The organism is Pseudoalteromonas sp. PB2-1, from assembly GCF_045040605.1.
Taxonomy (GTDB): domain Bacteria; phylum Pseudomonadota; class Gammaproteobacteria; order Enterobacterales; family Alteromonadaceae; genus Pseudoalteromonas; species Pseudoalteromonas arabiensis.
This window is the reverse complement of record NZ_CP090667.1, coordinates 3,238,685-3,263,049: the sequence shown is the minus strand read 5'-3', so window position 1 is coordinate 3,263,049 and position 24,365 is coordinate 3,238,685. Positions and strand designations below refer to the sequence as shown.

Genomic DNA, 24,365 nt, shown 5'->3' with positions numbered 1-24,365 from the left:
CTGTTAGGCCGAATAGAATGTAGGGGCGATTGGTTCGCCCTCAAGATTAACCTCCGACAGGAGAGCTAAGGTGAAAGACTTACTTAAGTTTCTGAAGCAACAAAATAAGACCGAAGAATTCGATGCAATTCGCATTGGTCTTGCTTCGCCAGATATGGTTCGTTCATGGTCATACGGTGAAGTAAAGAAACCTGAGACAATCAACTACCGTACTTTCAAGCCTGAGCGCGACGGCTTATTCTGTGCCCGTATTTTCGGCCCAGTGAAAGATTATGAGTGTTTATGTGGTAAATATAAGCGCCTTAAGCACCGTGGTGTTATTTGTGAAAAGTGTGGCGTTGAAGTAACGCTAACTAAAGTGCGTCGTGACCGTATGGGTCACATTGAGCTTGCGAGCCCAGTTGCGCACATTTGGTTCTTAAAATCATTACCGTCACGTATCGGCTTAATGCTAGACATGACACTTCGTGACATCGAACGCGTACTTTACTTCGAATCATTCGTTGTAACTGAGCCTGGTATGACAACGCTTGAGCGTGGTCAGCTTTTAGGTGAAGAAGAGTACCTAGATGCACTAGAAGAGCACGGTGATGAGTTTGAAGCGAAGATGGGTGCTGAAGCAGTTTTAGACTTGCTTCGTGAACTTGATCTTGGCCAATTAATTGCTGAAATGCGTGAAGAGTTACCAACAATTAACTCTGAAACGAAGCGTAAGAAGATCACTAAACGTCTTAAATTAATGGAATCGTTCCACCAGTCAGGCAACAACCCTGAGTGGATGATCATGACTGTACTTCCAGTACTGCCACCTGATCTACGTCCATTAGTACCACTAGATGGTGGTCGTTTTGCGACTTCTGATCTGAATGACCTATACCGTCGTGTTATTAACCGTAATAACCGTCTTAAGCGTCTATTAGATTTAGCAGCACCAGACATTATCGTACGCAACGAAAAACGTATGTTACAAGAAGCGGTAGATGCGCTACTTGATAACGGTCGTCGCGGTCGTGCGATCACAGGTTCTAACAAACGTCCTCTTAAATCGCTTGCTGATATGATCAAAGGTAAGCAAGGTCGTTTCCGTCAGAACTTACTTGGTAAACGTGTAGATTACTCAGGCCGTTCTGTAATCACAGTGGGTCCTACGCTTAAACTACACCAGTGTGGTCTTCCTAAGAAGATGGCACTTGAGCTATTCAAACCATTTATCTACGGCAAACTAGAGCGTCGCGGCATGGCTACGACTATCAAAGCTGCGAAGAAGATGGTAGAGCGTGAAGTGGCAGAGGTATGGGATGTATTAGACGAAGTAATTCGTGAACATCCAGTATTACTTAACCGTGCACCAACACTTCACCGTTTGGGTATCCAAGCGTTCGAACCTGTGCTTATCGAAGGTAAAGCGATCCATTTACACCCATTAGTTTGTGCGGCGTACAACGCTGACTTCGATGGTGACCAAATGGCGGTACACGTACCGTTAACGCTTGAAGCACAGTTAGAAGCACGTGCTCTAATGATGTCTACTAACAACATCCTATCTCCAGCGAATGGTGAGCCAATCATCGTTCCTTCACAGGACGTTGTATTAGGTCTTTATTACATGACTCGTGATCGCATTAATGCGAAAGGCGAAGGTACTGTATTTAAAGATCCTAAAGAAGCTGAAAAAGCATACCGCAGCGGTAACGCTGAGTTACATGCACGCGTAAAAGTACGTATCAGCGAGACAGTTAGTACTGAAGAGGGTGATGCAGTTGAGCAAGTATCTATTGTTGAAACAACAGTAGGTCGTGCGATTCTTTCACTCATCCTACCAAAAGGCATGCCGTTTGAGCTAATCAACCAAGCCCTAGGTAAGAAACAAATTTCTGGCTTATTAAACGAGTGTTACCGTCGTCTAGGTCTTAAAGATACAGTTATCTTTGCTGACCAAGTAATGTATACCGGTTTCCACTACGCGATGAAGTCAGGTGTTTCAATCGGTATCGATGACTTAGTTATCCCACCGGTTAAAGCAGAAATCATTGAATCAGCAGAAGCTGAAGTTACTGAAATCAACCAACAATTCCAATCAGGTCTTGTAACGGCTGGTGAAAAGTACAACAAAGTTATCGATATCTGGTCACGTGTAAATGAAAACTTATCACGTGAGATGATGGCGAACTTATCAAAAGATACTGTAATCAACGCGAAAGGCGAAGAAGAAGAGCAATCTTCATTTAACTCAGTGTTTATGATGGCCGATTCAGGTGCCCGTGGTAGCGCCGCTCAGATCCGTCAGCTAGCGGGTATGCGTGGTCTAATGGCACGTCCAGATGGTTCAATCATCGAGACACCAATCACGGCGAACTTCCGTGAAGGTCTAAACGTACTACAGTACTTCATCTCGACGCACGGTGCGCGTAAAGGTCTTGCCGATACAGCACTTAAAACAGCAAACTCGGGTTACTTAACGCGTCGTCTAGTAGACGTTGCACAAGATTTAGTAATCAATGAAGACGATTGTGGCACAGAAGATGGCTTAACAATGAAACCGCTTATCGAAGGTGGTGACGTTGTAGAAGCACTTCGCGAGCGTGTACTTGGTCGTGTTGTTGCTGAAGATGTTGTTATTCCTGGTACGAACGAAGTACTTGTTGAGCGTAACATTATGCTTGACGAAAAACTGTGTGATCTTTTAGAAGAGCACTCAGTGGATGAAGTACGCGTTCGTTCAGTTATCACCTGTGATAATGACTTTGGTGTATGTGCTAAGTGTTACGGTCGTGACCTTGCACGTGGCCATATCATCAACCCAGGTGAGTCAGTAGGTGTTATCGCGGCACAATCAATCGGTGAGCCGGGTACACAGCTTACGATGCGTACCTTCCACATCGGTGGTGCGGCGTCTCGAGCATCTGCTGAAAACAGTGTACAAGTTAAAACTAACGGTACATTGAAGTTACACAATGCGAAGTACGTATTAAACACAGACGGTAAGATTGTTATCACGTCTCGTTCAACAGAGATCACTATCATTGATAGCTTCGGTCGTGAGAAAGAGCGTTATAAAGTACCTTACGGTGCGGTGTTAACAGTACAAGATAATGCAGAAGTTCAAGGTAACGACATTGTTGCTACTTGGGACCCGCATAGTCACCCAATTGTTCTTGAGCACAAGTCAAAAATCTCATTCAGCGATATTGATGACTCAAATACCGAAGCACAAACAGACGAGTTAACTGGTTTAACACGTGTGGTTGTTAAAGACCTAGGTAAAGCGAATGCGAAAGAGCCGAAACTAATCATCGAAAGCGATGAGCGTGGTCTGCAAGAAACACGTCTACCTTCATTCACCACGATTGAAGTAACAGACGGCGCAACTGCAAACCCAGGTGACGTACTTGCACGTATTCCGCAAGAAGGTTCGAAGACTCGTGATATCACGGGTGGTCTACCTCGCGTAGCTGACTTATTCGAAGCACGTAAGCCGAAAGATCCTGCAATCCTTGCAGAAATCACAGGTACAATCAGCTTCGGTAAAGAAACGAAAGGTAAGAAGCGTCTTGTAATCACGCCAGCTGAGGGTGACGCATACGAAGAGATGATCCCTAAATGGCGTCAACTTAACGTGTTCGAAGGTGAGCAAGTGTCTAAAGGTGAGGTTATCGCCGATGGTCCTGAGTCACCACATGACATCTTACGCCTACGTGGTGTAACTCATGTAGCTAACTACATCGTTAACGAAGTGCAAGAGGTTTACCGCTTGCAAGGCGTTAAGATCAATGACAAGCACATTGAGACAATTATTCGTCAGATGCTACGTAAATGTATCATTCTTGACGGCGGTGACACTGAGTTCTTAGCCGGTGAACAAGTTGAAGTGGCACGCGTTAACATCGCGAACCGTGAACTTGAGAAACAAGGTAAGATCCCAGCGAAGTTTGAAATCCAGTTAATGGGTATCACTAAAGCGTCACTTGCAACAGAATCTTTCATTTCTGCAGCATCATTCCAGGAGACAACTCGTGTCCTAACTGAAGCAGCTGTAAATGGTAAGAGCGATGAACTTCGTGGTCTGAAAGAGAACGTAATCGTGGGTCGTCTGATCCCAGCTGGTACTGGCTTTGCGTATCACCAAGACCGTTTGAATCGTCGCAAGCAAGGTGAAATCATCGAAGAGCAAACAGTAAGCGCTGAAGAGGCAACTCAAGCACTTACTGACGCACTTAATGCTGATATCTCTGGAAACCAATAATCTCAGCTTAATCAATAGATTAAGTAATCGTAAGGCAGTTATCTGCTGCCTTACGATGAGTTAAGGTTGACAGGTTAAACTTTGCTCATTAAAATTCCGCCACCCATTTGCCTGCACGTTTTGTAACGAGCATGTAAACAGGGCGGATTTTTTTATTTTTTCAGTAGTAATTTTAATTTCAGGAGCTATTTAAATGGCAACTATTAACCAGCTAGTGCGTAAGCCACGTCGTAGCAAGGTTACTAAAAGTAACTCAGCTGCGCTTAAAGCGTGTCCGCAAAAGCGTGGTGTATGTACTCGTGTATATACAACTACACCTAAGAAACCAAACTCTGCATTACGTAAAGTAGCGCGTGTTCGTTTAACTAACGGTTTCGAAGTAACATCATACATTGGTGGTGAAGGCCACAACCTACAAGAGCACAGTGTAATCCTAATCCGTGGTGGTCGTGTTAAAGACTTACCAGGTGTGCGTTTCCACACTGTACGTGGTGCACTTGACTGTGCAGGCGTTAGCGACCGTCGTCAAGCTCGTTCTAAATACGGTGCTAAACGCCCTAAGGGCTAATGGTTCTCCGTTAGTAAGGCCAAGCACTAAATTTTTAAATTAATTGTTTTGGGTATTGACTCTAAAAGAGCAAACCTGAAGATACCGGAGATACAAAATGCCTAGAAGACGCGTAATAGGTCAACGTAAAATTCTTCCAGATCCTAAGTTCGGATCGGAACTTCTTGCTAAATTCGTTAACGTAGTAATGTTAGACGGCAAGAAATCTACTGCTGAAAAAATCGTTTATGGTGCGTTAGACGTGGCTGCTGAGAAATCAGGCAAGTCGCACCTAGAAATCTTTGAAGCTGCACTTGAAAACGTTCGCCCACAGGTAGAGGTTAAATCTCGCCGTGTTGGTGGTTCAACGTACCAAGTACCAGTTGAAGTACGTCCAGTACGTCGCAACGCATTAGGTATGCGTTGGTTAGTAGACGCTGCACGTAAGCGTGGCGAAAAATCTATGGGCTTACGTTTAGCTCAAGAAATCGTTGACGCTGCTGACAACAAAGGCACTGCGGTTAAGAAACGTGAAGACGTTCACCGTATGGCTGAAGCGAATAAAGCATTCGCTCATTACCGTTGGTAATCTGCCCTTAACCTTTAAGAGGATCATATGGCACGTACAACTCCACTTGAGCGTTACCGTAATATTGGTATTTGTGCTCACGTAGATGCAGGCAAAACCACCACAACAGAACGAGTTCTGTTCTACACGGGTCTTTCTCATAAGATCGGTGAAGTACATGATGGCGCTGCAACTATGGATTGGATGGAGCAGGAACAAGAGCGTGGTATCACAATCACTTCTGCTGCAACAACGTGTTTCTGGAAAGGGATGGACGCTCAATTTGACGACCATCGTATCAATATTATTGATACGCCAGGACACGTAGATTTCACTATCGAAGTAGAGCGTTCTTTACGCGTACTAGATGGTGCGGTAGTTGTTCTTTGTGCTTCATCTGGTGTACAGCCGCAAACTGAGACAGTCTGGCGTCAAGCGAACAAATACGAAGTTCCGAGAATGATCTTCGTAAATAAAATGGATCGCACAGGCGCTGACTTCTTAACGGTTGTAGAGCAGGTGGAATCTCGTCTTGGAGCAACGCCTGTTCCAATTCAGCTTCCAATTGGGGCTGAAGACGACTTTAAAGGTGTTATAGACCTTATCAAGATGAAAGCCATTAACTGGAATGAAGAAGACCAGGGAATGACTTTCACTTATGAGGCTATTCCGGCAGACCTTCAGGAATTAGCTGAAGAATGGCGTTCTCACTTAGTTGAGAGTGCAGCTGAAGCATCTGAAGAACTGATGGAAAAATACTTAGAAGGTGAAGACCTGACTGAAGCTGAAATTAAAGCAGCTTTACGTCAGCGCACATTAGCAAACGAAATTGTTCCCATGACGTGTGGTAGTGCATTTAAAAATAAGGGTGTTCAAGCTGTGCTTGATGCTGTTATTGAATATATGCCTGCACCAACACAAGTGAAACAAATCCAAGGTATCGTTGAAGATGGTACTGAGGAAGAACGTCCTGCTGATGACAACGCACCGTTTGCCGCACTTGCTTTTAAGATTGCGACAGACCCGTTCGTTGGCACCTTGACCTTCTTCCGTGTTTACTCTGGTACAGTTAAACAGGGTGACGCGGTATATAACCCAGTTAAAAGTAAGCGTGAGCGACTTGGTCGTATCGTTCAGATGCATTCAAACTCACGTGAAGAGATCAAAGTAGTCTACGCAGGCGACATCGCGGCGGCTATTGGTCTTAAAGACGTAACAACAGGTGAAACACTGTGTGATCCGAACTCAATCATTACGCTTGAGCGTATGGAGTTCCCAGAGCCAGTTATCTCTGTTGCGGTTGAGCCTCGCACAATCGCTGACCAAGATAAGATGGGGATTGCGCTGGGTAAACTAGCTGCAGAAGATCCGTCTTTCCGCGTACAAACTGACGAAGAATCAGGCCAGACTATTATTTCTGGTATGGGTGAACTTCACCTTGATATCATTGTCGACCGTATGAAACGTGAATTCAGTGTTGAATGTAACGTTGGTAAGCCGCAGGTAGCATACCGTGAAGCTATCCGCTCAGCTGTTGAAGTTGAAGGAAAGTTCGTACGTCAATCAGGTGGTCGTGGTCAATATGGTCACGTCTGGCTTAAACTTGAACCGATGGATATTTCGGAAGATGAAGCGCCAACTTACGAGTTCGTTAACGAAATCGTTGGTGGTGCGGTTCCTAAGGAATACATCCCTGCGGTAGATAAAGGCATCCAAGAGCAAATGACTCAAGGTGTGCTGGCAGGCTACCCATTACTTGGCGTCAAGGCGACTCTATTTGATGGTTCATTCCATGATGTAGACTCGAATGAGATGGCATTTAAGATTGCAGGTTCAATGGCGATGAAGAAAGGTGCGCTTGAAGCAAATCCTGCTCTTCTGGAACCAGTAATGAAGGTTGAAGTTATCACTCCTGAAGAAAACATGGGTGATGTAGTTGGTGACTTAAATCGTCGCCGCGGCATGATCGAAGGCATGGAAGAAGCATTTGGTGGTCTTAAGCAAATTAATGCGCAAGTACCACTTTCTGAAATGTTTGGTTATGCAACTGATCTGCGATCTGCAACACAAGGCCGTGCATCGTACTCTATGGAGTTCTTAAAGTATGCAGAAGCCGCGAAGAATGTTGCAGATGCAATAATTGCAGCTCGCGCTGTTACATGATTTAGCTTGTCTGGCCCAATAGTGGGTCAGGCGTTAATTTCTTTATAGGAATTTTTTAAGATGGCAAAAGAAAAGTTTGAACGCGTAAAACCGCACGTAAACGTAGGTACAATCGGCCACGTTGACCACGGTAAAACTACCCTAACTGCAGCAATCACTAACGTACTTGCAAAAGTATACGGTGGTGTAGCGAAAGACTTCGCATCAATCGATAACGCTCCAGAAGAGCGTGAGCGTGGTATCACAATCTCAACTTCACACGTTGAGTACGATACACCAACTCGTCACTACGCACACGTAGACTGTCCAGGACACGCCGATTATGTTAAAAACATGATCACTGGTGCTGCTCAAATGGACGGCGCAATCCTAGTAGTTGCTGCGACTGACGGTCCTATGCCACAAACTCGTGAGCACATCCTACTTTCTCGTCAGGTTGGTGTACCTTACATCATCGTATTCATGAACAAATGTGACATGGTTGACGACGAAGAGCTACTTGAGCTAGTTGAGATGGAAGTTCGTGAACTTCTTTCTGAGTACGACTTCCCAGGTGATGACTTACCACTAATCCAAGGTTCTGCGCTTAAAGCGTTAGAAGGCGAGAAAGAGTGGGAAGACAAAATCGTTGAGCTTGCAGAAGCACTAGATTCTTACATCCCAGAGCCAGAGCGTGACATCGATAAGCCATTCATCATGCCTATCGAAGACGTATTCTCAATCCAAGGTCGTGGTACAGTTGTAACTGGCCGTGTTGAAGCTGGTATCATCAACGTGAATGACGAAGTTGAAATCGTAGGTATCAAAGAAACTACGAAGACAACGTGTACAGGTGTTGAGATGTTCCGTAAGCTTCTAGACGAAGGTCGTGCGGGTGAGAACATCGGTGCACTTCTACGTGGTACTAAGCGTGAAGACGTTGAACGTGGTCAAGTACTAGCGAAGCCTGGTTCAATCACTCCACACACGAAGTTCACTTCAGAAGTATACGTACTTTCTAAAGATGAAGGTGGTCGTCACACGCCATTCTTCAAAGGTTACCGTCCACAGTTCTACTTCCGTACAACTGACGTAACAGGTGACGTACAGTTACCAGACGGCGTTGAAATGGTAATGCCTGGTGACAACATCAAGATGACTGTAGAGCTAATCGCTCCAATCGCGATGGACGAAGGTTTACGCTTCGCTATCCGTGAAGGTGGCCGTACAGTTGGTGCTGGTGTTGTAGCTACTATCGTTGAGTAATATCAACAGATAGAGCTTCACAGCTCATAAAAAGGTCGCCTAGGCGGCCTTTTTTAATGGTTAAAGAAAAATGAGTTGAGCATTCACTCATCATTACTACTACTTTTTATTCCTCTAAAACTAATAGCTTAACTTGCCCCTAGGCTTCCTCTTTTGTTTCATCATTTCGTCATGAAAAGTCACTTTTTAAGTAACAAAACCTTTTTACCATAACCGCGCTGATTACTCTTGTGCAGTTTAGTTAGCACTCTAACTCTTTAAAAATAACGTACTAACGGAACGTAACGATGAAAATTAATAAAATTGCCACTGCAATTGGCTTAACGTTGGCATTCTCAGCCACCGCCAATGCGGGCGTGTTACCAGATAGTCAAAAACAAAATGATTGGTATAGTGCCGCAGAAGCTAAAGTAACAAAAAAAGAAGCGGTAGCTCAGGCTGAGCAAACGTTTAAAGCGAAGAATGTCATTCTATTTGTTGGTGACGGTATGGGTATCTCAACGCTCACTGCATCCCGCATCATGGCAGGGCAAATGGAAGGTAAGACGGGTGAAGAAGGCCTACTTAGCTTTGAGGAGTTTCCTTATTCTGCGCAAATTAAAACGTATAACGTTGATGCGCAAACCCCTGATTCAGCGGGGACGATGACGGCCATTATCTCAGGGGTTAAAACGGATGTTGGCGTAATTGGGGTTAATGAAAATATTGAACGTGGCAAGTGTGCGACAGTTGCTGGCAATGAGTTAATCACGGCGACTGAACTGGCTGAAATTAAGGGCCTAGCAACTGGGGTAATATCAACAGCACGTATCACACACGCAACACCAGCAGCGACCTATGCAAAATCGGCTGATCGTAATTGGGAAGATGTATCAGATATGCCAGCGGATGCAATAGAAGCTGGTTGTGAAGATATTGCCTCACAACTGGTTAATTTTGAGAAAAATCTAGAAGCGCGTTTCGTTGGTACGGATGTAGATGGTCTTGATGTGGTAATGGGCGGCGGTCGTCGCCACTTCTTACCAAAAGATGTGTCATTTAATTCGGCTGATGCTGTCAGCAGTGTTGAAGGTGACCGTACCGATGAGCGTGACTTAACTGCTGAATGGCAAGCAATGTACCCTGATGGCAAGTATGTGATGGACCAAGCTGGCTTCGATGCACTGGTTGGCGATGAGAAAAAAGTTTTTGCATTGTTTAACGAATCACATATGCAGTATGAAGCAGATCGTGATAATGACGTTGCAGGTGAGCCTTCACTTTCACAAATGACAACTAAAGCAATCGATATATTGAAGAATAATGAAAAAGGCTTCTTTTTAACTGTTGAATCAGGTCGTATTGATCATGCCCATCACGCAGGCAACGCTTATAACGCGTTAAACGATACTATTGAATTTGCTAAAGCGGTGCAATCAGCAGTCGATAACACGAACCCTGAAGAAACATTAATCCTTGTTACTGCTGATCACAGCCATGTATTTACGATTGCTGGCTATCCCAAGCGTGGTAATCCAATCCTAGGTCAAGTAGTTGCAGTGGGTAGCGAAGAGCCAAGTCTTGCTGCAGATGGTATGCCTTATACCACCGTTGGTTATGCAAATGGTTTAGGGTTTCGTGATTTAGGCGATGAAACTGATGCAGATGCATCATATAACGACGCTGCTTTTGCAGGCCGCGCTGATTTAGTGGGGGTTGATACGACTGCACCAGGTTATCACCAAGAAGCCATCGTGCCGTTAAGTTCAGAGACTCATGCTGGTGAAGATATTTCACTGCATGCGAAAGGTCCAGGTGCGCAACTTGCGCAAGGGGTTGTGGAGCAGAATGTAATTTTCCACATCATTAATCAAGCTCTCGAACTAATTGAAGAATAATGGCGACGACGATGAAAAAACTAAATTTAATTTCTCTTGCTGTAGTAGTGGCATTAACGGGTTGTTCTGATGATGATGACAACTCACCAAAAACGTTAACGGTTGAAAACACACTCGCTGTGGGGTCAGAGCAGTGTGTAAACGGTGGTACAGAAACGCTAACTGGCACCGATAGCAATGATAACGGTACATTAGACTCAGCAGAAGTTACCGATACAACTTTGTCATGTAATGCACCGGCAACCACCTTAACAGCAGCACAGCTAGCGCCGCTTACGGATAATGACTGGTTTAAAGAAGCGCAAGTCAAAGTGGCTACTAGCGAAGAAAACATTGCTGCAGTTGCGAAAGACTCAGGTAAAGCGAAAAACGTGATCCTGTTTGTAGGTGATGGCATGGGTATTTCGACCGTGACTGCTGCACGTATTATGGCAGGTCAGCTAGAAGGTAAGCTAGGTGAAGAGCACCAACTTAGCTTTGAAGCTTTACCGTTTTCTGGTTTTGCTAAAACCTATAACGTGGATGCGCAAACACCTGATTCAGCGGGCACGATGACGGCAATGGCATCAGGTGTAAAAACCGATGCAGGTGTTATCGGCGTTGATGAAGATATCGAACGTGGCAACTGTGCAACGGTTGCGGGCAATGAGCTGGTAACGGCAACGGAGCTGGCTGAGATTGCTGGTAAGTCGACAGGGATTGTATCGACTGCGCGTATTACACACGCAACGCCTGCTGCAACGTATGCAAAATCGGCAGATCGTAACTGGGAAGACGTATCAGATATGCCTGAAGCTGCAGTTACTGCTGGCTGTGAAGATATTGCATCGCAGTTAGTTAATTTTGAGGCAAACTTAGAAGCACGCTATGCCGGCTTAAATGTTGATGGTTTAGAAGTTGTGATGGGCGGCGGTCGTCGTCATTTCTTACCTAAAGACGCTGCATTTAACTCAGCAGATGCTGTGAGCTCTGTGGAAGGCGACCGTACCGATGGTCGCGACCTAACTGCAGAATGGAAAGCGAAATACCCAGCGGGTCAGTACGTGATGGACCAAGCAGGTTTTGATGCAATCAATGCAGATACAACAGAGCGCGTATTTGGTCTGTTTAATGAATCACATATGCAATACGAAGCAGACCGCGCGAACGATGTTGCTGGTGAGCCGTCACTTTCTGAAATGACCGCAAAAGCAATTGATGTACTCGATAACAACGACAATGGTTTCTTCTTAACTGTTGAAGCTGGTCGTATTGATCATGCTCACCATGCGGGCAATGCATACAATGCATTAAGCGACACAGTTGAGCTTTCAAAAGCTGTGCAAGTTGCCCTTGATAAAACCAGTATTGAAGACACGTTAATAATCGTAACAGCTGACCACAGCCACGTATTTACCATTGCAGGCTACCCAAAACGTGGTAACCCAATACTAGGTAAAGTGGTACCAGTGGGGAGTGATGAACCATCACTTGCCGCCGATAATATGCCGTACACAACGGTTGGTTATACCAATGGCGGTGGTTTCCGTGACCTAGGTGATGAAACCGATGCTGATGCAGGTTATAACTTTGCACCGGTGACAGGTCGCGTTGACCTTACCGATGTTGACACAACAACACCAGGCTTCCACCAAGAGGCTGTTGTACCATTGGGTTCCGAAACACATGCTGCAGAAGATGTGGGTGTGTATGCAGTAGGCCCTGGCGCGCATTTAGTAACGGGTACTAATGAGCAAAGCCTTATTTTCCATGTAATGGATTATGCCGCTGACCTTGTTAAACAAGCCGATGCTAAATTAGCACAGTAATGAGTTTTTGGGAGGCACTTAGAGCCTCCCTTACTCTGTAAGTTATTGATAGAAAACCGCAGATAAAAAGAGAATACCGTGAAAGCAGCTATCTTAATTGCCACATTAATGAGTCCACTCGCCGTTGCTGGCCAATGCAACATGAACACAGGTTTTACGCAAGCCAACTACAAAGTGACGACAGGTACTATTACTAATAAACAGCACACAGAAAGCATTTTTACTCTTTGGCGTACGCCGCATCAAGTGGCTAAACAAAACCCACAGTTTATTGAATTATGGCAAGAGTTACGGAATCAACAAATAAGACCAATTCGTTACTTTCAAGAGGCGCAGCGCGGTATTGAGTATCAACCCTCAGAAGTGCAAGGCAAGCAAGATTGGAGTAGTAAGTATCAGTTAGTCAGCGATAAGCTTTTAGCCTCAATGACGCACCAGAAAAGTACAGGTGAAGGCTGTGAGCTGGTGGAGTATTATACAAAGCAGCAAGGTGAGAGCAAGATAGAGCTAAGCTGGCTTGCGAATCAAAAATTACTAAAATCAATTCGCATTTCATCACCACGCTATAGTCGTGAAATTGTTTTAACAGCCAGCAATCATAATCAACAAAAGGTGAAGGCACAGTTTGCAGAGTGGGATAACTATCAAACCACAGATTACGCAGACATTGGCGACAATGAAAACGACCCATTCCTCGCAAAAATGATTAACCAAGGCTTTGTTGAACATGGCGCCAGTGGTTTTTATGATGCTCAAGGTAACCAGTTACAAGGCTCACACAAACATCATCATTAATAAGAGTTATTGGCCATAATTGCTTATGGGCTTTAGCTCTTGGTTTTTTCTTATTAACCCCAAGGTTATAGGATACAAGATAATTTTAGGAGTGTGTGATGACAAAGCATGTTGTGGTAACAGGTGCAAATAAAGGTATTGGCCTTAATTTTTGCAAGCAATACGTGACGAAAGGGTATCGAGTAACCGCCGTTGTTCGTTCCCCTAGTGAAGAGCTTAAAGCATTAGATATCAAAATCATTAGTGATATTGATGTGGCCAACGCCGATGATGTTACCACGTTAGCAAATCACCTCCATGGTGACAAAATTGATATTTTGATTAATAACGCTGGTGTTTTTCATAACGAAACTTTAGACGATATGGACTTTAGTGCAATTGAAAAACAACTTCACGTGAATGCTATCGCCCCTGTTCGAGTCACTCACGCACTACTACAAAGTTTGGGCCTTAATGCGAAGGTTGCGATGATCACATCACGAATGGGGTCAATTGCCGACAATAGTTCTGGTGGTTATATTGGTTATCGTATGTCTAAGGCTGCACTGAATGCCGCAGGAGTAAGTTTGGCGCACGAGCTTAAAGATAAAAAAATTGCGGTTGGATTATTTCATCCTGGGTTTGTGCAAACGCAAATGGTTAATTTTGCAGGTGATATTAGCCCCGACACAGCAGTAGAGCGTTTAATAAAACGTATTGATGAACTAAACCTGAGTAATACCGGAGGCTTTTGGCATTCCAATGGTGAAACCTTGCCTTGGTAAGGCAAGCTCACCTTGTTTAAAAATAGGGTAGTTAGTGGTTAAATTGCTGCTAACTACTGATAACTTTCGCTAATTTTTGAACTTATTGTTTGCTATACTCGTACAATTGAAAGCCATATCGATGTAGAGAGCAGCACATGGAATTAGAGCAGAATAGCGATTTAACTCTTCCCCTTTTTTATTTTGACGAGAACCTTCACCGTCGTGACATTGAGTCCCCAGATTTACTTTTGCATGTCACGCTCAGTGAAGAGTTGCTGACTCAGCTTTGTCAAAACCCTGCGCAAGATAGCAGCGTAGCTATAACGCTGACAGATTACCGTGTTGATGTTCTTAGCGTTGATTACCAATCGCTTATTGATACAGAACACGATGCCCAATTAACCCTTGTTCGAGGCCCCTTACTAAGTGCAATGTTAAGCACCGAAGGGGAGCATAGCTTTGTATCGCCACAAGTCGATATGATGCCAACATTTGATTTGGGTGATGACATCGAAGATAGTGAGGAAGAAGGATGAAAAAGGCCTTAACCACGCTGTTTGGTTTAATATTATTAAGCGGTTGTGCTTATTTAGGTGCAGCGCATTACGATGAACTTTTTGGCAAAGAGCAGCCTCAAGAACGAGTAGTCGCTGCAGCCTCAGCTGAAGGTGTAGAGTTTTTAACGGATGTAAAACCTGTGCTTGATAGCCGATGTGTTGTGTGCCATGGCTGTTATGATGCACCGTGTCAGTTAAAACTGTCATCAGTAGAAGGAATTGATCGTGGCCTTAGTAAAGAGCGCGTTTATGATGGGACACGTTTACTTGCTCAGGAGCCTAGCCGACTACTGTTTGACGCACTTGATACTGCTCAGTGGCGTGAAAAAGGTTTTACTCCGGTGCTCAATGAGCGCATTCAAACTGAAGAAGCCAACCTTGCAGGCAGTGTGCTTTATAATGCCCTAGTGCTTAAACAAAGCAGCCCATTACCTGCGCAAGCAATTTTAGGCGATGAATTTGATTTCAGCCTTGATCGCGAGCAAACTTGTACCACAATGGGTGAATTCGATTCATTTGCTAAAAATAACCCTCACAGTGGTATGCCTTATGGTTTACCGGGGATTTCAACTGAAGAGTTTCAGCATCTTGCTAAATGGTTAAGAAAGGGGGGCTATTTAGCTCACATCGAGCCACCAGAGCCCGATGTTCTTGAGCAGGTTAAGCGTTGGGAGGCATTTTTTAATCAAGATGATCTAAAAGCTCAGCTAGCTGCGCGCTATATTTATGAACATTGGTATTTGGCTCATATTTACTTCCCTGAGCATGCTGATAAGCATAGTTATTTTAAACTCGTGCGTTCATCAACTCCGCCAGGGCAAGATATCAAAGTAATAAGTACTCGTCGTCCTTATGAAGATCCTAAAGTTGAACGAGTTTACTATCGCTTAATGCATGATCGCTCAACTATTTTAGCGAAAACGCACCTGCCTTTAGCACTTAATGATGAGAAGCTTGAACGCTTACATTCGCAATTCATTGAGGCTGACTATCAGGTAAATAAGCTACCGAGTTATAAACCTGAAGTTGCATCAAACCCATTTAAAGCATTTGCTGCAATCCCTGTTAACTCACGCTATCAATTTATGCTTGATGAAGCTGAGCTGATAATTATGGGCTTCATAAAAGGGCCTGTATGCCGTGGTCAAATAGCCTTAAATGTTATTAATGATCAATTTTGGGTGGCTTTTGCTAAGCCTGAAATGGCAGCTACACCTAAAGTGGGTGAGTTATTATTACAGCACGAAGATGCACTTGCATTGCCTGCTGAAGAAGAGAGTAATGCTTTACCAATTTCCAGTTGGGTAAAATACTCTAAACGTCAAAACCAGTATTTGTCGGCAAAAGTCGCGCTGGCCAATAAAATGTTTGAAAATGGCCAACATTTAACAACGGATCTACTTTGGCAAGGTGACGGACATAACCAAAATGCGGCGCTAACAGTTTTCCGTCATTTTGATAGCGCAACGGTTGTCAAAGGTTGGATAGGCCAGCAGCCAAAAACAGCGTGGGTGCTTGATTATGCGTTGTTTGAACGTATTCACTATTTGCTGGTGGCAGGCTTCGACGTGTATGGCAATATAGGCCATCAGTTACTTACCCGTTTATATATGGACTTTTTACGTTTAGAAGGTGAAGCGAATTATTTGGCATTGCTACCAGAGGCAAAACGTAAGGAAATTAAAGCGCAGTGGTATCGTAAATCGCCACCTAGCTTAACTAACTTCTTCGAAGATGAGTTATCGTTTAGTCAACCAACAGGCATTGATTATAAAACATCAGATCCGCAAGCTGAGTTGTTCACTATGTTAAAAGCAAAGTTGCAGTCTGTTTTGAGCCCTCGATTTGACTATACAAAGGTACCAGAGCCGTTAGCCAGTATTAATCATTTACCTGTTAAGGCAGTGAATCTATTGCCACAAATATCGTTTGTGTTAGTAAAAAATGGCAGCGATAAACACAAGGCATACACACTTATTCATCATAATGCTCACTATAATATTTCGAGCTTGTTGAATGAAGAAGGGCAACGTGCTTATGCAGAAGACACTGTCACTATTGTGCCTGGTTTTATTGGTGATTACCCTGAAGCTATTTGGTATCTACACAATGAACAGCAAGTCGCTGCGTTTGCATCTGGACTTGCAAAAGTGACGGATGAAGCTGCATATCGAGATTTAAAAAGTGAGTTTGCAATTCGCCGAACCCATCCGCAGTTTTGGCAGTACAGTGATATTTTGCACCAAACAGCGAAAGAATACCGTGGTGTTGAGTTTGGCCTATTCGATTACAACCGCTTAGAGAATAGGTAATAACGAGTAAGTAGTCTGATTTATAAAGCCTACAGCTATAGGCTTTATAAATCTTTTTATACTACACTGAATATAAAAAATACTTGAGTCGGATATGTTAGATCTGGTTGTAGATATCAGAAAACGATATCGCTGGGGATTGTTGGCAATCGCCATTTTAATTTCGGTATCTGTGTCTTTGATGCAGTATTTACTTTATATTCAAAAAGGTGATGCGCAAGTTATTAACATCGCTGGTAAACAGCGCATGTTGTCACAAAAAATAGCGCTTTATGGAAATGCGCTTATCTTCGAACAATCAGGGCAAACACAGCAGCATCGCATGCTATTGCAGCACGCTGTAGAGCAATTCGTGGCGGGCCATCAGTTTTTACTTCAAAAAGATAGCAGTGGACAGTTTCTTTATTTAAATGATGCGCTAAAGGCTCACTATTTCTCTTCTCCAACACAGCTAGACTTGCACGTTAAGCAATACATTAGCAAAGCGCAGCAGCTATTAAATAGTCGCTCTAATTATGGTACTCAAGGTCGCTCCCCATTTAGCAGTGAACATTTAGAAAAGCTTTTAATGGACTTAGATAAAGCTGTTTATCTCTTAGAGCAAAGCGCTGTTACCAAGGTAAAAGTCATTTCTATATTAGAGATTGCTTTTTGGGTTATTGCGATTGGATTGCTGATTGTGGAGCTTATATTTATCTTCAAACCAATGGAAAAGCTCATTGCAAAAACCATAAAACAATATCAGCAACAAAAAGAAGTGGTAGAGCGTGTTAGCCATAATAAAGAGCGTTTTATAGCTCGCGCCAGTCATGAATTTAGAACACCATTGCAAGGATTGACAGCGTCAATAGGGGCGCTGGATATTAATGATAATCAGCAACTCACAAAAAAGCAGGCTTTATACTGCGTAAATAGGTTAGTCTCAATGCTGGATGAGCTACTTGATTTGCAGAAGCTTACTACAGGGGAGTGGCAGCTGAATTTAGCACAAGGCAATTTATTAACTAGCCTTCAGCAGGCCGTTACTCCGTTTGAATATGCGTGTAATGATAAAAAAATTACTTTTACGATTAACTTTGCAGAATCAGTAAACAAAGAGGTTATTAGTGATCATGGGCGACTCCAACAAGTATTTGCAGAGCTTGTAAACAATGCTGTCAAGTTCACTCCAACACAAGGGCGTATAGCGGTTACAGCCAGTTGCCAAGGTGAGAAAGGTTTTATATTTGAGGTGCAAGATAATGGTAAAGGGTTTGACCACTCATCCAGTGATTTTTTAAATGACGAGCAAGATGCAGAGCAGAATTTTCAAGGTTTAAAAACGGGACTGCTCAGGGTAAAACAAATTATTAAAGCGCTTGAAGGGGATATTCAGTTTTTTAATGTCCAGCCCCATGGCGTGAAAGTGGTAGTAAAGCTAGCCTTTAAGCAAGCACCCAAAGAGGCAACTAAGGCATTATTACCTAGTAGCTTGCATTGTTTAATTGTTGAAGATAACACTTTAAATGCGACAATATTAGGCCGCATTCTGAGCCAATTTAATTATACTTATGATATAGCGCCAAACGGTTTAATCGCGACAGATATGACCGAAACTAAGCCATATGATGTGATATTCATGGATCTCAACATGCCTGTGATGGATGGCTTTCAAGCAATCGACATAATTAGAAATGAGCAATGTCAACTGACGCCTATTTTGGCTGTAACAGCCAATACCTCCAGTGAAGATTTGCAACGCATCTATGCGTTAGGTGCAAACCTTCACTTATATAAACCAATAACAGCCGAAACAGTAGAAAAAGCCTTGACGATTATGTTTGCTGAAAATAGACCAGAATAAGCGCCATTAAAGGTTTTAATTACTGACTTTTATATCGCCGACGCCCACCTCAACATCAATCTCAAATTGCCCATTACCACTATAGTTTGAGTGTGAACTGACAATTTTTCTGCTTTGTTTTGCTTCATTTAGCATGCCACGAATTTTTGTATCACCCACACCTGTTTCCAGCTCAATACGTTTGTAGTCATCAAGTGCACTATCGATACGCACCGCTCCCACTCCAAGCTCAATATCCACAGAGTTACTTGTATCATTTATTTCAATGTCACCCACACCTAGCTCTACATCAATCGCCATAGTGCTGGGCATTTTTACTAACCAATTTTGTTGAATATCATCGTTATCAAGCTTTAAGCTCAGTGAGCCTGCGTTTTGTGAGTGACTTAGTTTAATATCTGATAAGTCCATCTCAGAGTCAAACCAACCTGTATCGTTTTTGGGCTCAATACGCACTGTGACCACTACTTCGCTGCCTGCGTAGTTTTGTACTTCTAAGCTGCCAACTGGAAAATCGATTTCAAGCTGGCTTGTGCCATTAATTGCAAAGGTGTGATTGAGCTCTCGTGAATCTTTTGCTGTAGAGTCTGAAGTTGCCAGTATCAGGCCTATTGCAGCCACACAAAGTAATTTTTTCATTGTTTTTTTTCCTGTAAATGACCTTTTATACCTTAGTCGCAGCTGTATTCAAAAAAGGTTTAAACGATTTTTAATTTTTTATCGAATGGGGTAACGTCAAGCTAACGGTAACTTAGAATGAGGATTCAACGTGCAACAAGTGCAGTTGGTTAATGTTAAAGCCAGCCTAAAGGGGCCGGGTAATGATATTTATTTTTTAGATGATCTCAATATTAATGTATCGGCATTGCAGCAATGGGTTTTACTTGGCGCCAATGGCGCGGGTAAATCAGCAGTGGCTGCAGCCATTGCCGGTTTTGCTAAAATAGAGCAAGGCCACTATGAGAATAGCTTTGAGCGCGTTGCATTGGTCTCACCAGACAGCCAAAAGCAGCTACTCGCGGCGGAGCTAACAAAAGATCAAGATGACATTGTTGAGGGTGTTACTGTCTCTAGCACCGTTTACGAGATTATTATTGCAGGCCGTGATGAGCAGCAGCTTGATAATGAGTTGCTACAACAATTAATTGCCATGTTTGATTTTAAAGATAAGCTTAGCAAGGCATTTCGCGATTTATCAACCGGAGAAACCCGTAAATTATTGTTAATTCAGGCTTTGGTAGGGCGACCAGATTTACTTGTGCTTGATGAGCCGTTTGATGGCTTAGATGTCACGGCAATGGCCGAACTTAATCTGTTACTCGCAGAGCTTAGTAAAACAACAACCCTCATTTTTGTACTCAATAGATTAACTGAAATACCTGACTTTGTTGATCACTACGGCTATGTTAAAGAAGGTCATGTGGCTCAGCAATTAGCAAAGCCAACAACCGAGCAGCGCGATGATTTACTAAAGCTATTGCATCTCACTCATACGGAGTTACAAATACCTAACGCAGATACTGATCATCAAGCACCCCCGCTCACAGAACCTATGCTGGTAAGACTAAATAATGCTTCAGTGAGTTATGGTGGTGAGGCAGTTTTTGAAAACCTAAACTGGCAAATAAATCAAGGCGAACATTGGCAGTTAACAGGCAAAAATGGCTCAGGTAAAACCTGCTTGCTGAACCTTATCACTGGCGATAACCCGCAGTGTTATAACAACGATATTAAGGTGTTTGGTTTTCAGCGTGGCAGTGGTGAGAGTATTTGGCAAATTAAACAGCACATTGGTTATATCTCTAATGCGCTGCATATGGATTATCGGGTTAGTATCACTGCACTCAATACCCTTATATCGGGTTTTTATGACAGTATTGGCCTTTATCAAAAAGCCACTGATAAACAGCTAGAAATTGCTACCAAGTGGTTAGCTTTGCTGGGTTTAAGTGACAAAAAAAATAGCTCTTTTAGTCAGCTATCCTTTGGTGATCAGCGATTATTATTGATTGCGAGGGCAATGATAAAACACCCTAATTTATTAATTTTAGATGAGCCTTGCCTTGGCCTTGATGAAGCAAATAGGCAGCGAGTGCTATTACTTATAGAAAAAATCTGCGCCGCAGGGACAAGTACTGTTGTGTACGTTAATCATCATGCAAGTGACAAAATCAAAGGTATCGAACACTACTTAGAGATGGCTGATTTCACAAAAAAAGCGCCATAAAAGGCGCTTATAAAATTTGAATTTGATTATAGAACATTTAGATACGTGTAACCGTGAAGCCTTTATCGGTTAGCTGCTTTAGCAAACCATGTTGTTCAGGCAAGTGCAAAGCACCAACGGCAATAAATAGTTTTTCTTTGCCAATACGTGATGAAAGTTGCTTTACCCAATTATTATTGCGATCGATTAGCATTACTTGCTCACTTAGTTCACCATATTGAGAATCATCAAAACTTTCGTTATAAAACTTTGCTAGCGTTTTCATATCGCCAGATTTCCACGCATTGATAAGGCCAAAAAAGTAAGTGTCTACATCAGCTAGCTGCTCAAATGTTTCTTCAATCATCTTATCGTTCATAACTGCTAAATGAGTAAACATTTCCATTTGTAGCTCAAGAGTTTCTAATTCACCGATAGGTTTATTGTGTGCTTGCGCATAAGCAAGTACTTGTTTGTCTATACCATACTGGTCAGAGAATCCCACATTTTGAAACTCCATTTGCATCATGGTGACCATCACAGCCCAAGGCGCTAAGTTTTTAAACATTGCGATATCGATAGACTTATCGGCAAAGTATTTTTGTAGCTTATTGAAGTTATCTACAGAAAGCTCTGATTGCAGTGTTTTTCCATCTTTAAGCATCATAAAAGGCAATGAGCGGCGCTGCATTTCGGTTGCTGAAATGGTGCTGATATCGACCTCAACAATCACTTCATCACTATCCTCAATTGCAGATGTAACCTTATTTGGTAGACCTTGCATGCTTTTATCACCCACATGCACAGTGCCAAATAAATAGGACGAAATACCGTTTTTTTCTATTTTCCATAGTCCTGGCTCTGCCAATGCACATTGGCTAAAACCAAGTAATAGCACCATAAAAAACAGAGCATTAAAGCGCTGAATGAATCTCATAATTTTCTCTTTCAAATTGTGACTGTTTTCAATACTAAACTAATTTTCCACAAGCAGTTAAATTAAATCGAATGAAAGCAGAAAAAATACCAGACAAGAGCTAAAAATTAATCAGCTATAGAATAGCTAATAAACAGGTATGAAATTTCCATATTTGTATAAAAGTGAAATATAAACCCTTTTTAAATCATATTTTGAATATTAATTCCTTTTTAAGTGTTTTTTATATGTTTTTTTGAATTAATTTTATTGTTGACTTGAAGGGCTTAGCGCGGTACTAATAGAAAAAGGCAGCGGGATGGCTAGATTTCCGCTACAAATGAACAAAATTTGGTTACAGATAAATGCTTACAAACAAACTTTCTCTAATTCTGATTAACGTCGTGGTGATTATTATTACCGCGGGGGCGAGTTAGTGCTTAGAGAAAAGTGAAGCATTTAAAAAGCCCCCCGCACTTAACAGTTCGGGGGGCTTTTTCGTTTTAAGGTTTGAGTTGCAGCAAATACACAATGTCACTGAGGAATGAGGATTTACGATGACAGGCGCAGAGTTAACAATCGATTTATTGGCCAAACATGGCGTTAAGGATGTTTTTGGTTACCCAGGTGGTGCCATCATGCCTATTTACGACGCTTTGTATGGTGCGCCAGTCAAACATTATTTGACGCGCCATGAGCAAGGGGCTGGCTTTGCAGCGGTGGGCTTTGCGCGAAGCACAGGTAAGTTAGGCGTGTGTTTTGCAACTTCCGGTCCAGGGGCGACCAACTTAATAACCGCGCTTGCCGATGCGATGATGGATTCGGTGCCATTACTTGCTATCACAGGTCAAGTACCAACCGCAGCGATAGGTTCCGACGCCTTTCAGGAAGTGGATGTGTTAGGCATGTCGTTATCATGCACTAAACATAGTTACATGGTTGAAAGAGCTGAAGACTTAGCCGAAATCCTACAAGAAGCCATCCATATAGCACAAAGCGGCCGCCCAGGCCCTGTGTTAGTTGATATCCCTAAAGACATCCAAATGGCGCAAGTACCATTCCACCCTTGGTTAGCCGCCGAAGATCACTTACCAACATTAGATTCAAACCAAGTTGCTATTGCCAATCAAATCTTAAGTGAAGCGCAGCGCCCTGTAGCGTATATCGGTGGTGGTGTACAAGCTGCCAATGCGCAAGATGAATTAATGCAGTTTTTAGAAAAAACACATATGCCAGCAGTATCAACATTAAAAGCCCTTGGCAGTGTATTACCTGATTATGAATATGACCTTGGCATGCTAGGTATGCATGGCGGTAAAGCGGCTAACTTAGCGGTGCAAGAGTGTGATGTTTTGGTCTGTATTGGTGCCCGCTTTGACGACCGTGTCACTGGCAACTTAAGCAAGTTTGCGGCAAAAGCAAAGGTTATTCACCTTGATATTGACGCGGCAGAGGTTGGTAAGCGTAAGCCTGCAAAAGCATCATTAGTGGCAGATTTAAAAACGTCTTTACCGCAACTTGATTGTTTTGTTACACCAGATGAGTGGCTAACGCATATCGAAAGCATGATGAAAGAGCATGCATGGCGTTATGACTATCCAGGCGAGAAAGTATTTGCACCTTACTTGTTAAACCAGCTAAGCCAAAAAATGCCATCAACGGGTGTGGTGTGCTGTGATGTGGGTCAGCACCAAATGTGGGTGGCGCAGCATATGAAGTTTAGCCACCCAAGTAATCATTTAAGTAGTGGTGGTGCAGGTACCATGGGTTTTGGTTTGCCGGCCGCTATTGGCGCACAAGTTGCTCGCCCAAGAGATTTTGTGATCACAGTGTCGGGTGATGGTTCAATCATGATGAACATTCAAGAACTGGCAACAATTCGCCGTAACAATCTGCCAGTTAAAATTCTAATCCTAGATAACCAGCGCTTAGGCATGGTACGTCAATGGCAGCAGCTATTTTTTGAAGGTCGTTATTCTGAAACAAACCTTTCAGATAATCCTGATTTTGTGCAGTTAGCAGCGGTGTTCGGCATTCCAGGTCAAACCATCACTAAAGCAGATGAAGTTGATGCTGCGGTTGATGCGTTAGTAAATAGTGAAGGCCCATACATTCTGCATGCCTGTATAGATGATAAAGAAAATGTATGGCCGCTTGTACCGCCCGGTGCTGCCAATGATGAAATGATGACGGAGACAGTAAAATGAAACACACCCTAACGATTGCACTAAAGAATCAAAGTGTTGCGGTAGAGCGCTTTTTACGCGTAGCGCGTCATCGCGGCTTTGACCTAACAACCATGAATTTAGAAATGGCTGACGAAGCGTTTCACGTCACTATGACGGTAGACAGCGATAAGCCAATTTATCTACTAACATCACAATTAAATAAATTGGTCGATGTTAAACACGTTAATGTTGAAAACCAATTTCAACAACAAGCAATCTAGTAAAAAAATCAACAGGTAACTAGAGCAATCAGATTGATGTTTTAGTGAGAAATAAATTAGGAATGAGGAAGTCAGTGGCATGCCACTGCA

Annotated in this window: 17 protein-coding genes; 15 read left to right on the top strand and 2 right to left on the bottom strand. The window is 43.0% G+C overall.

Annotation, left to right across the window (positions count from 1 at the left end):
* Window positions 1-70 precede the first annotated feature (70 nt).
* The 12 genes from rpoC to L0Z67_RS15160 all read left to right on the top strand — a co-directional run bounded on the left by rpoC (window position 71) and on the right by L0Z67_RS15160 (window position 18,704).
* Complete coding sequence (rpoC, locus tag L0Z67_RS15215) at window positions 71-4,243, top strand: DNA-directed RNA polymerase subunit beta' (protein ID WP_062568389.1); 4,173 nt, start codon at window positions 71-73, stop codon at window positions 4,241-4,243.
* A gap of 193 nt (window positions 4,244-4,436) precedes the next feature.
* Window positions 4,437-4,811, top strand: coding sequence for a 30S ribosomal protein S12 (gene rpsL / locus L0Z67_RS15210; protein ID WP_002958885.1), 375 nt, complete (start codon window positions 4,437-4,439; stop codon window positions 4,809-4,811).
* Between the two features lie 97 nt (window positions 4,812-4,908).
* Window positions 4,909-5,379 (top strand): 30S ribosomal protein S7, encoded by a 471-nt coding sequence (gene rpsG, locus L0Z67_RS15205; RefSeq protein ID WP_054554834.1) that lies wholly within the window; start codon window positions 4,909-4,911, stop codon window positions 5,377-5,379.
* 27 nt (window positions 5,380-5,406) lie between these two features.
* Window positions 5,407-7,521: an elongation factor G gene (gene fusA / locus L0Z67_RS15200; RefSeq protein WP_062568388.1), complete on the top strand. Its 2,115-nt coding sequence runs from the start codon at window positions 5,407-5,409 to the stop codon at window positions 7,519-7,521.
* Window positions 7,522-7,581: 60 nt separating this feature from the next.
* Complete coding sequence (gene tuf, locus L0Z67_RS15195) at window positions 7,582-8,766, top strand: elongation factor Tu (RefSeq protein WP_062567544.1); 1,185 nt, start codon at window positions 7,582-7,584, stop codon at window positions 8,764-8,766.
* A gap of 287 nt (window positions 8,767-9,053) precedes the next feature.
* The gene (locus L0Z67_RS15190; protein ID WP_405128208.1) at window positions 9,054-10,643 is read left to right on the top strand and encodes an alkaline phosphatase; all 1,590 of its coding nucleotides are present in this window, start codon (window positions 9,054-9,056) and stop codon (window positions 10,641-10,643) included.
* Between the two features lie 11 nt (window positions 10,644-10,654).
* Complete coding sequence (locus L0Z67_RS15185; protein WP_193987888.1) at window positions 10,655-12,451, top strand: alkaline phosphatase; 1,797 nt, start codon at window positions 10,655-10,657, stop codon at window positions 12,449-12,451.
* 78 nt (window positions 12,452-12,529) lie between these two features.
* Window positions 12,530-13,246, top strand: coding sequence for a hypothetical protein (locus L0Z67_RS15180; RefSeq protein WP_062568489.1), 717 nt, complete (start codon window positions 12,530-12,532; stop codon window positions 13,244-13,246).
* A 98-nt stretch (window positions 13,247-13,344) separates the two neighbouring features.
* Window positions 13,345-14,010, top strand: a complete 666-nt coding sequence (locus L0Z67_RS15175; RefSeq protein WP_062568490.1) for an SDR family oxidoreductase — start codon at window positions 13,345-13,347, stop codon at window positions 14,008-14,010.
* 137 nt (window positions 14,011-14,147) lie between these two features.
* Window positions 14,148-14,528 (top strand): hypothetical protein, encoded by a 381-nt coding sequence (locus tag L0Z67_RS15170; protein WP_062568491.1) that lies wholly within the window; start codon window positions 14,148-14,150, stop codon window positions 14,526-14,528.
* Window positions 14,525-16,861 carry a fatty acid cis/trans isomerase gene (locus L0Z67_RS15165; RefSeq protein WP_193987887.1) on the top strand — a complete coding sequence of 779 codons (2,337 nt, stop codon included), beginning with the start codon at window positions 14,525-14,527 and terminating at the stop codon, window positions 16,859-16,861. The genes L0Z67_RS15170 and L0Z67_RS15165 overlap by 4 nt, the downstream gene beginning before the upstream one ends.
* 94 nt (window positions 16,862-16,955) lie before the next feature.
* Complete coding sequence (locus L0Z67_RS15160) at window positions 16,956-18,704, top strand: response regulator (protein ID WP_405128207.1); 1,749 nt, start codon at window positions 16,956-16,958, stop codon at window positions 18,702-18,704.
* A 15-nt stretch (window positions 18,705-18,719) separates the two neighbouring features.
* Here L0Z67_RS15160 and L0Z67_RS15155 read toward each other — a convergent pair whose 3' ends face one another.
* Window positions 18,720-19,343 carry a hypothetical protein gene (locus L0Z67_RS15155; protein WP_405128206.1) on the bottom strand — a complete coding sequence of 208 codons (624 nt, stop codon included), beginning with the start codon at window positions 19,341-19,343 and terminating at the stop codon, window positions 18,720-18,722.
* 130 nt (window positions 19,344-19,473) lie between these two features.
* Here L0Z67_RS15155 and modF point away from each other — a divergent pair, with 130 nt between their 5' ends.
* Window positions 19,474-20,931, top strand: a complete 1,458-nt coding sequence (gene modF, locus L0Z67_RS15150; protein WP_405128205.1) for a molybdate ABC transporter ATP-binding protein ModF — start codon at window positions 19,474-19,476, stop codon at window positions 20,929-20,931.
* 37 nt (window positions 20,932-20,968) lie between these two features.
* On the opposite strand, the gene L0Z67_RS15145 is transcribed toward modF, so the two are convergent.
* Window positions 20,969-21,847 (bottom strand): TraB/GumN family protein, encoded by an 879-nt coding sequence (locus L0Z67_RS15145; protein WP_237127252.1) that lies wholly within the window; start codon window positions 21,845-21,847, stop codon window positions 20,969-20,971.
* A 536-nt stretch (window positions 21,848-22,383) separates the two neighbouring features.
* Here L0Z67_RS15145 and ilvG point away from each other — a divergent pair.
* Both ilvG and ilvM read left to right on the top strand, forming a co-directional pair.
* Window positions 22,384-24,033: an acetolactate synthase 2 catalytic subunit gene (ilvG, locus tag L0Z67_RS15140; protein ID WP_062568497.1), complete on the top strand. Its 1,650-nt coding sequence runs from the start codon at window positions 22,384-22,386 to the stop codon at window positions 24,031-24,033.
* Window positions 24,030-24,275 carry an acetolactate synthase 2 small subunit gene (gene ilvM / locus L0Z67_RS15135; RefSeq protein WP_054554110.1) on the top strand — a complete coding sequence of 82 codons (246 nt, stop codon included), beginning with the start codon at window positions 24,030-24,032 and terminating at the stop codon, window positions 24,273-24,275. The genes ilvG and ilvM overlap by 4 nt, the downstream gene beginning before the upstream one ends.
* The last annotated feature ends 90 nt before the right edge of the window (window positions 24,276-24,365 follow it).

What these genes read in the sequence shown, in the direction of transcription:
- rpsL (WP_002958885.1), top strand. Translation starts at nt 4,437, where the DNA reads ATGGCAACTATTAACCAGCTAGTGCGTAAGCCACGTCGTAGCAAGGTT.
- rpsG (WP_054554834.1), top strand. Translation starts at nt 4,909, where the DNA reads ATGCCTAGAAGACGCGTAATAGGTCAACGTAAAATTCTTCCAGATCCT.
- fusA (WP_062568388.1), top strand. Translation starts at nt 5,407, where the DNA reads ATGGCACGTACAACTCCACTTGAGCGTTACCGTAATATTGGTATTTGT.
- tuf (WP_062567544.1), top strand. Translation starts at nt 7,582, where the DNA reads ATGGCAAAAGAAAAGTTTGAACGCGTAAAACCGCACGTAAACGTAGGT.
- L0Z67_RS15190 (WP_405128208.1), top strand. Translation starts at nt 9,054, where the DNA reads ATGAAAATTAATAAAATTGCCACTGCAATTGGCTTAACGTTGGCATTC.
- L0Z67_RS15185 (WP_193987888.1), top strand. Translation starts at nt 10,655, where the DNA reads ATGAAAAAACTAAATTTAATTTCTCTTGCTGTAGTAGTGGCATTAACG.
- L0Z67_RS15175 (WP_062568490.1), top strand. Translation starts at nt 13,345, where the DNA reads ATGACAAAGCATGTTGTGGTAACAGGTGCAAATAAAGGTATTGGCCTT.
- L0Z67_RS15170 (WP_062568491.1), top strand. Translation starts at nt 14,148, where the DNA reads ATGGAATTAGAGCAGAATAGCGATTTAACTCTTCCCCTTTTTTATTTT.
- L0Z67_RS15165 (WP_193987887.1), top strand. Translation starts at nt 14,525, where the DNA reads ATGAAAAAGGCCTTAACCACGCTGTTTGGTTTAATATTATTAAGCGGT.
- L0Z67_RS15160 (WP_405128207.1), top strand. Translation starts at nt 16,956, where the DNA reads ATGTTAGATCTGGTTGTAGATATCAGAAAACGATATCGCTGGGGATTG.
- L0Z67_RS15155 (WP_405128206.1), bottom strand. Translation starts at nt 19,343, where the DNA reads ATGAAAAAATTACTTTGTGTGGCTGCAATAGGCCTGATACTGGCAACT.
- L0Z67_RS15145 (WP_237127252.1), bottom strand. Translation starts at nt 21,847, where the DNA reads ATGAGATTCATTCAGCGCTTTAATGCTCTGTTTTTTATGGTGCTATTA.
- ilvG (WP_062568497.1), top strand. Translation starts at nt 22,384, where the DNA reads ATGACAGGCGCAGAGTTAACAATCGATTTATTGGCCAAACATGGCGTT.
- ilvM (WP_054554110.1), top strand. Translation starts at nt 24,030, where the DNA reads ATGAAACACACCCTAACGATTGCACTAAAGAATCAAAGTGTTGCGGTA.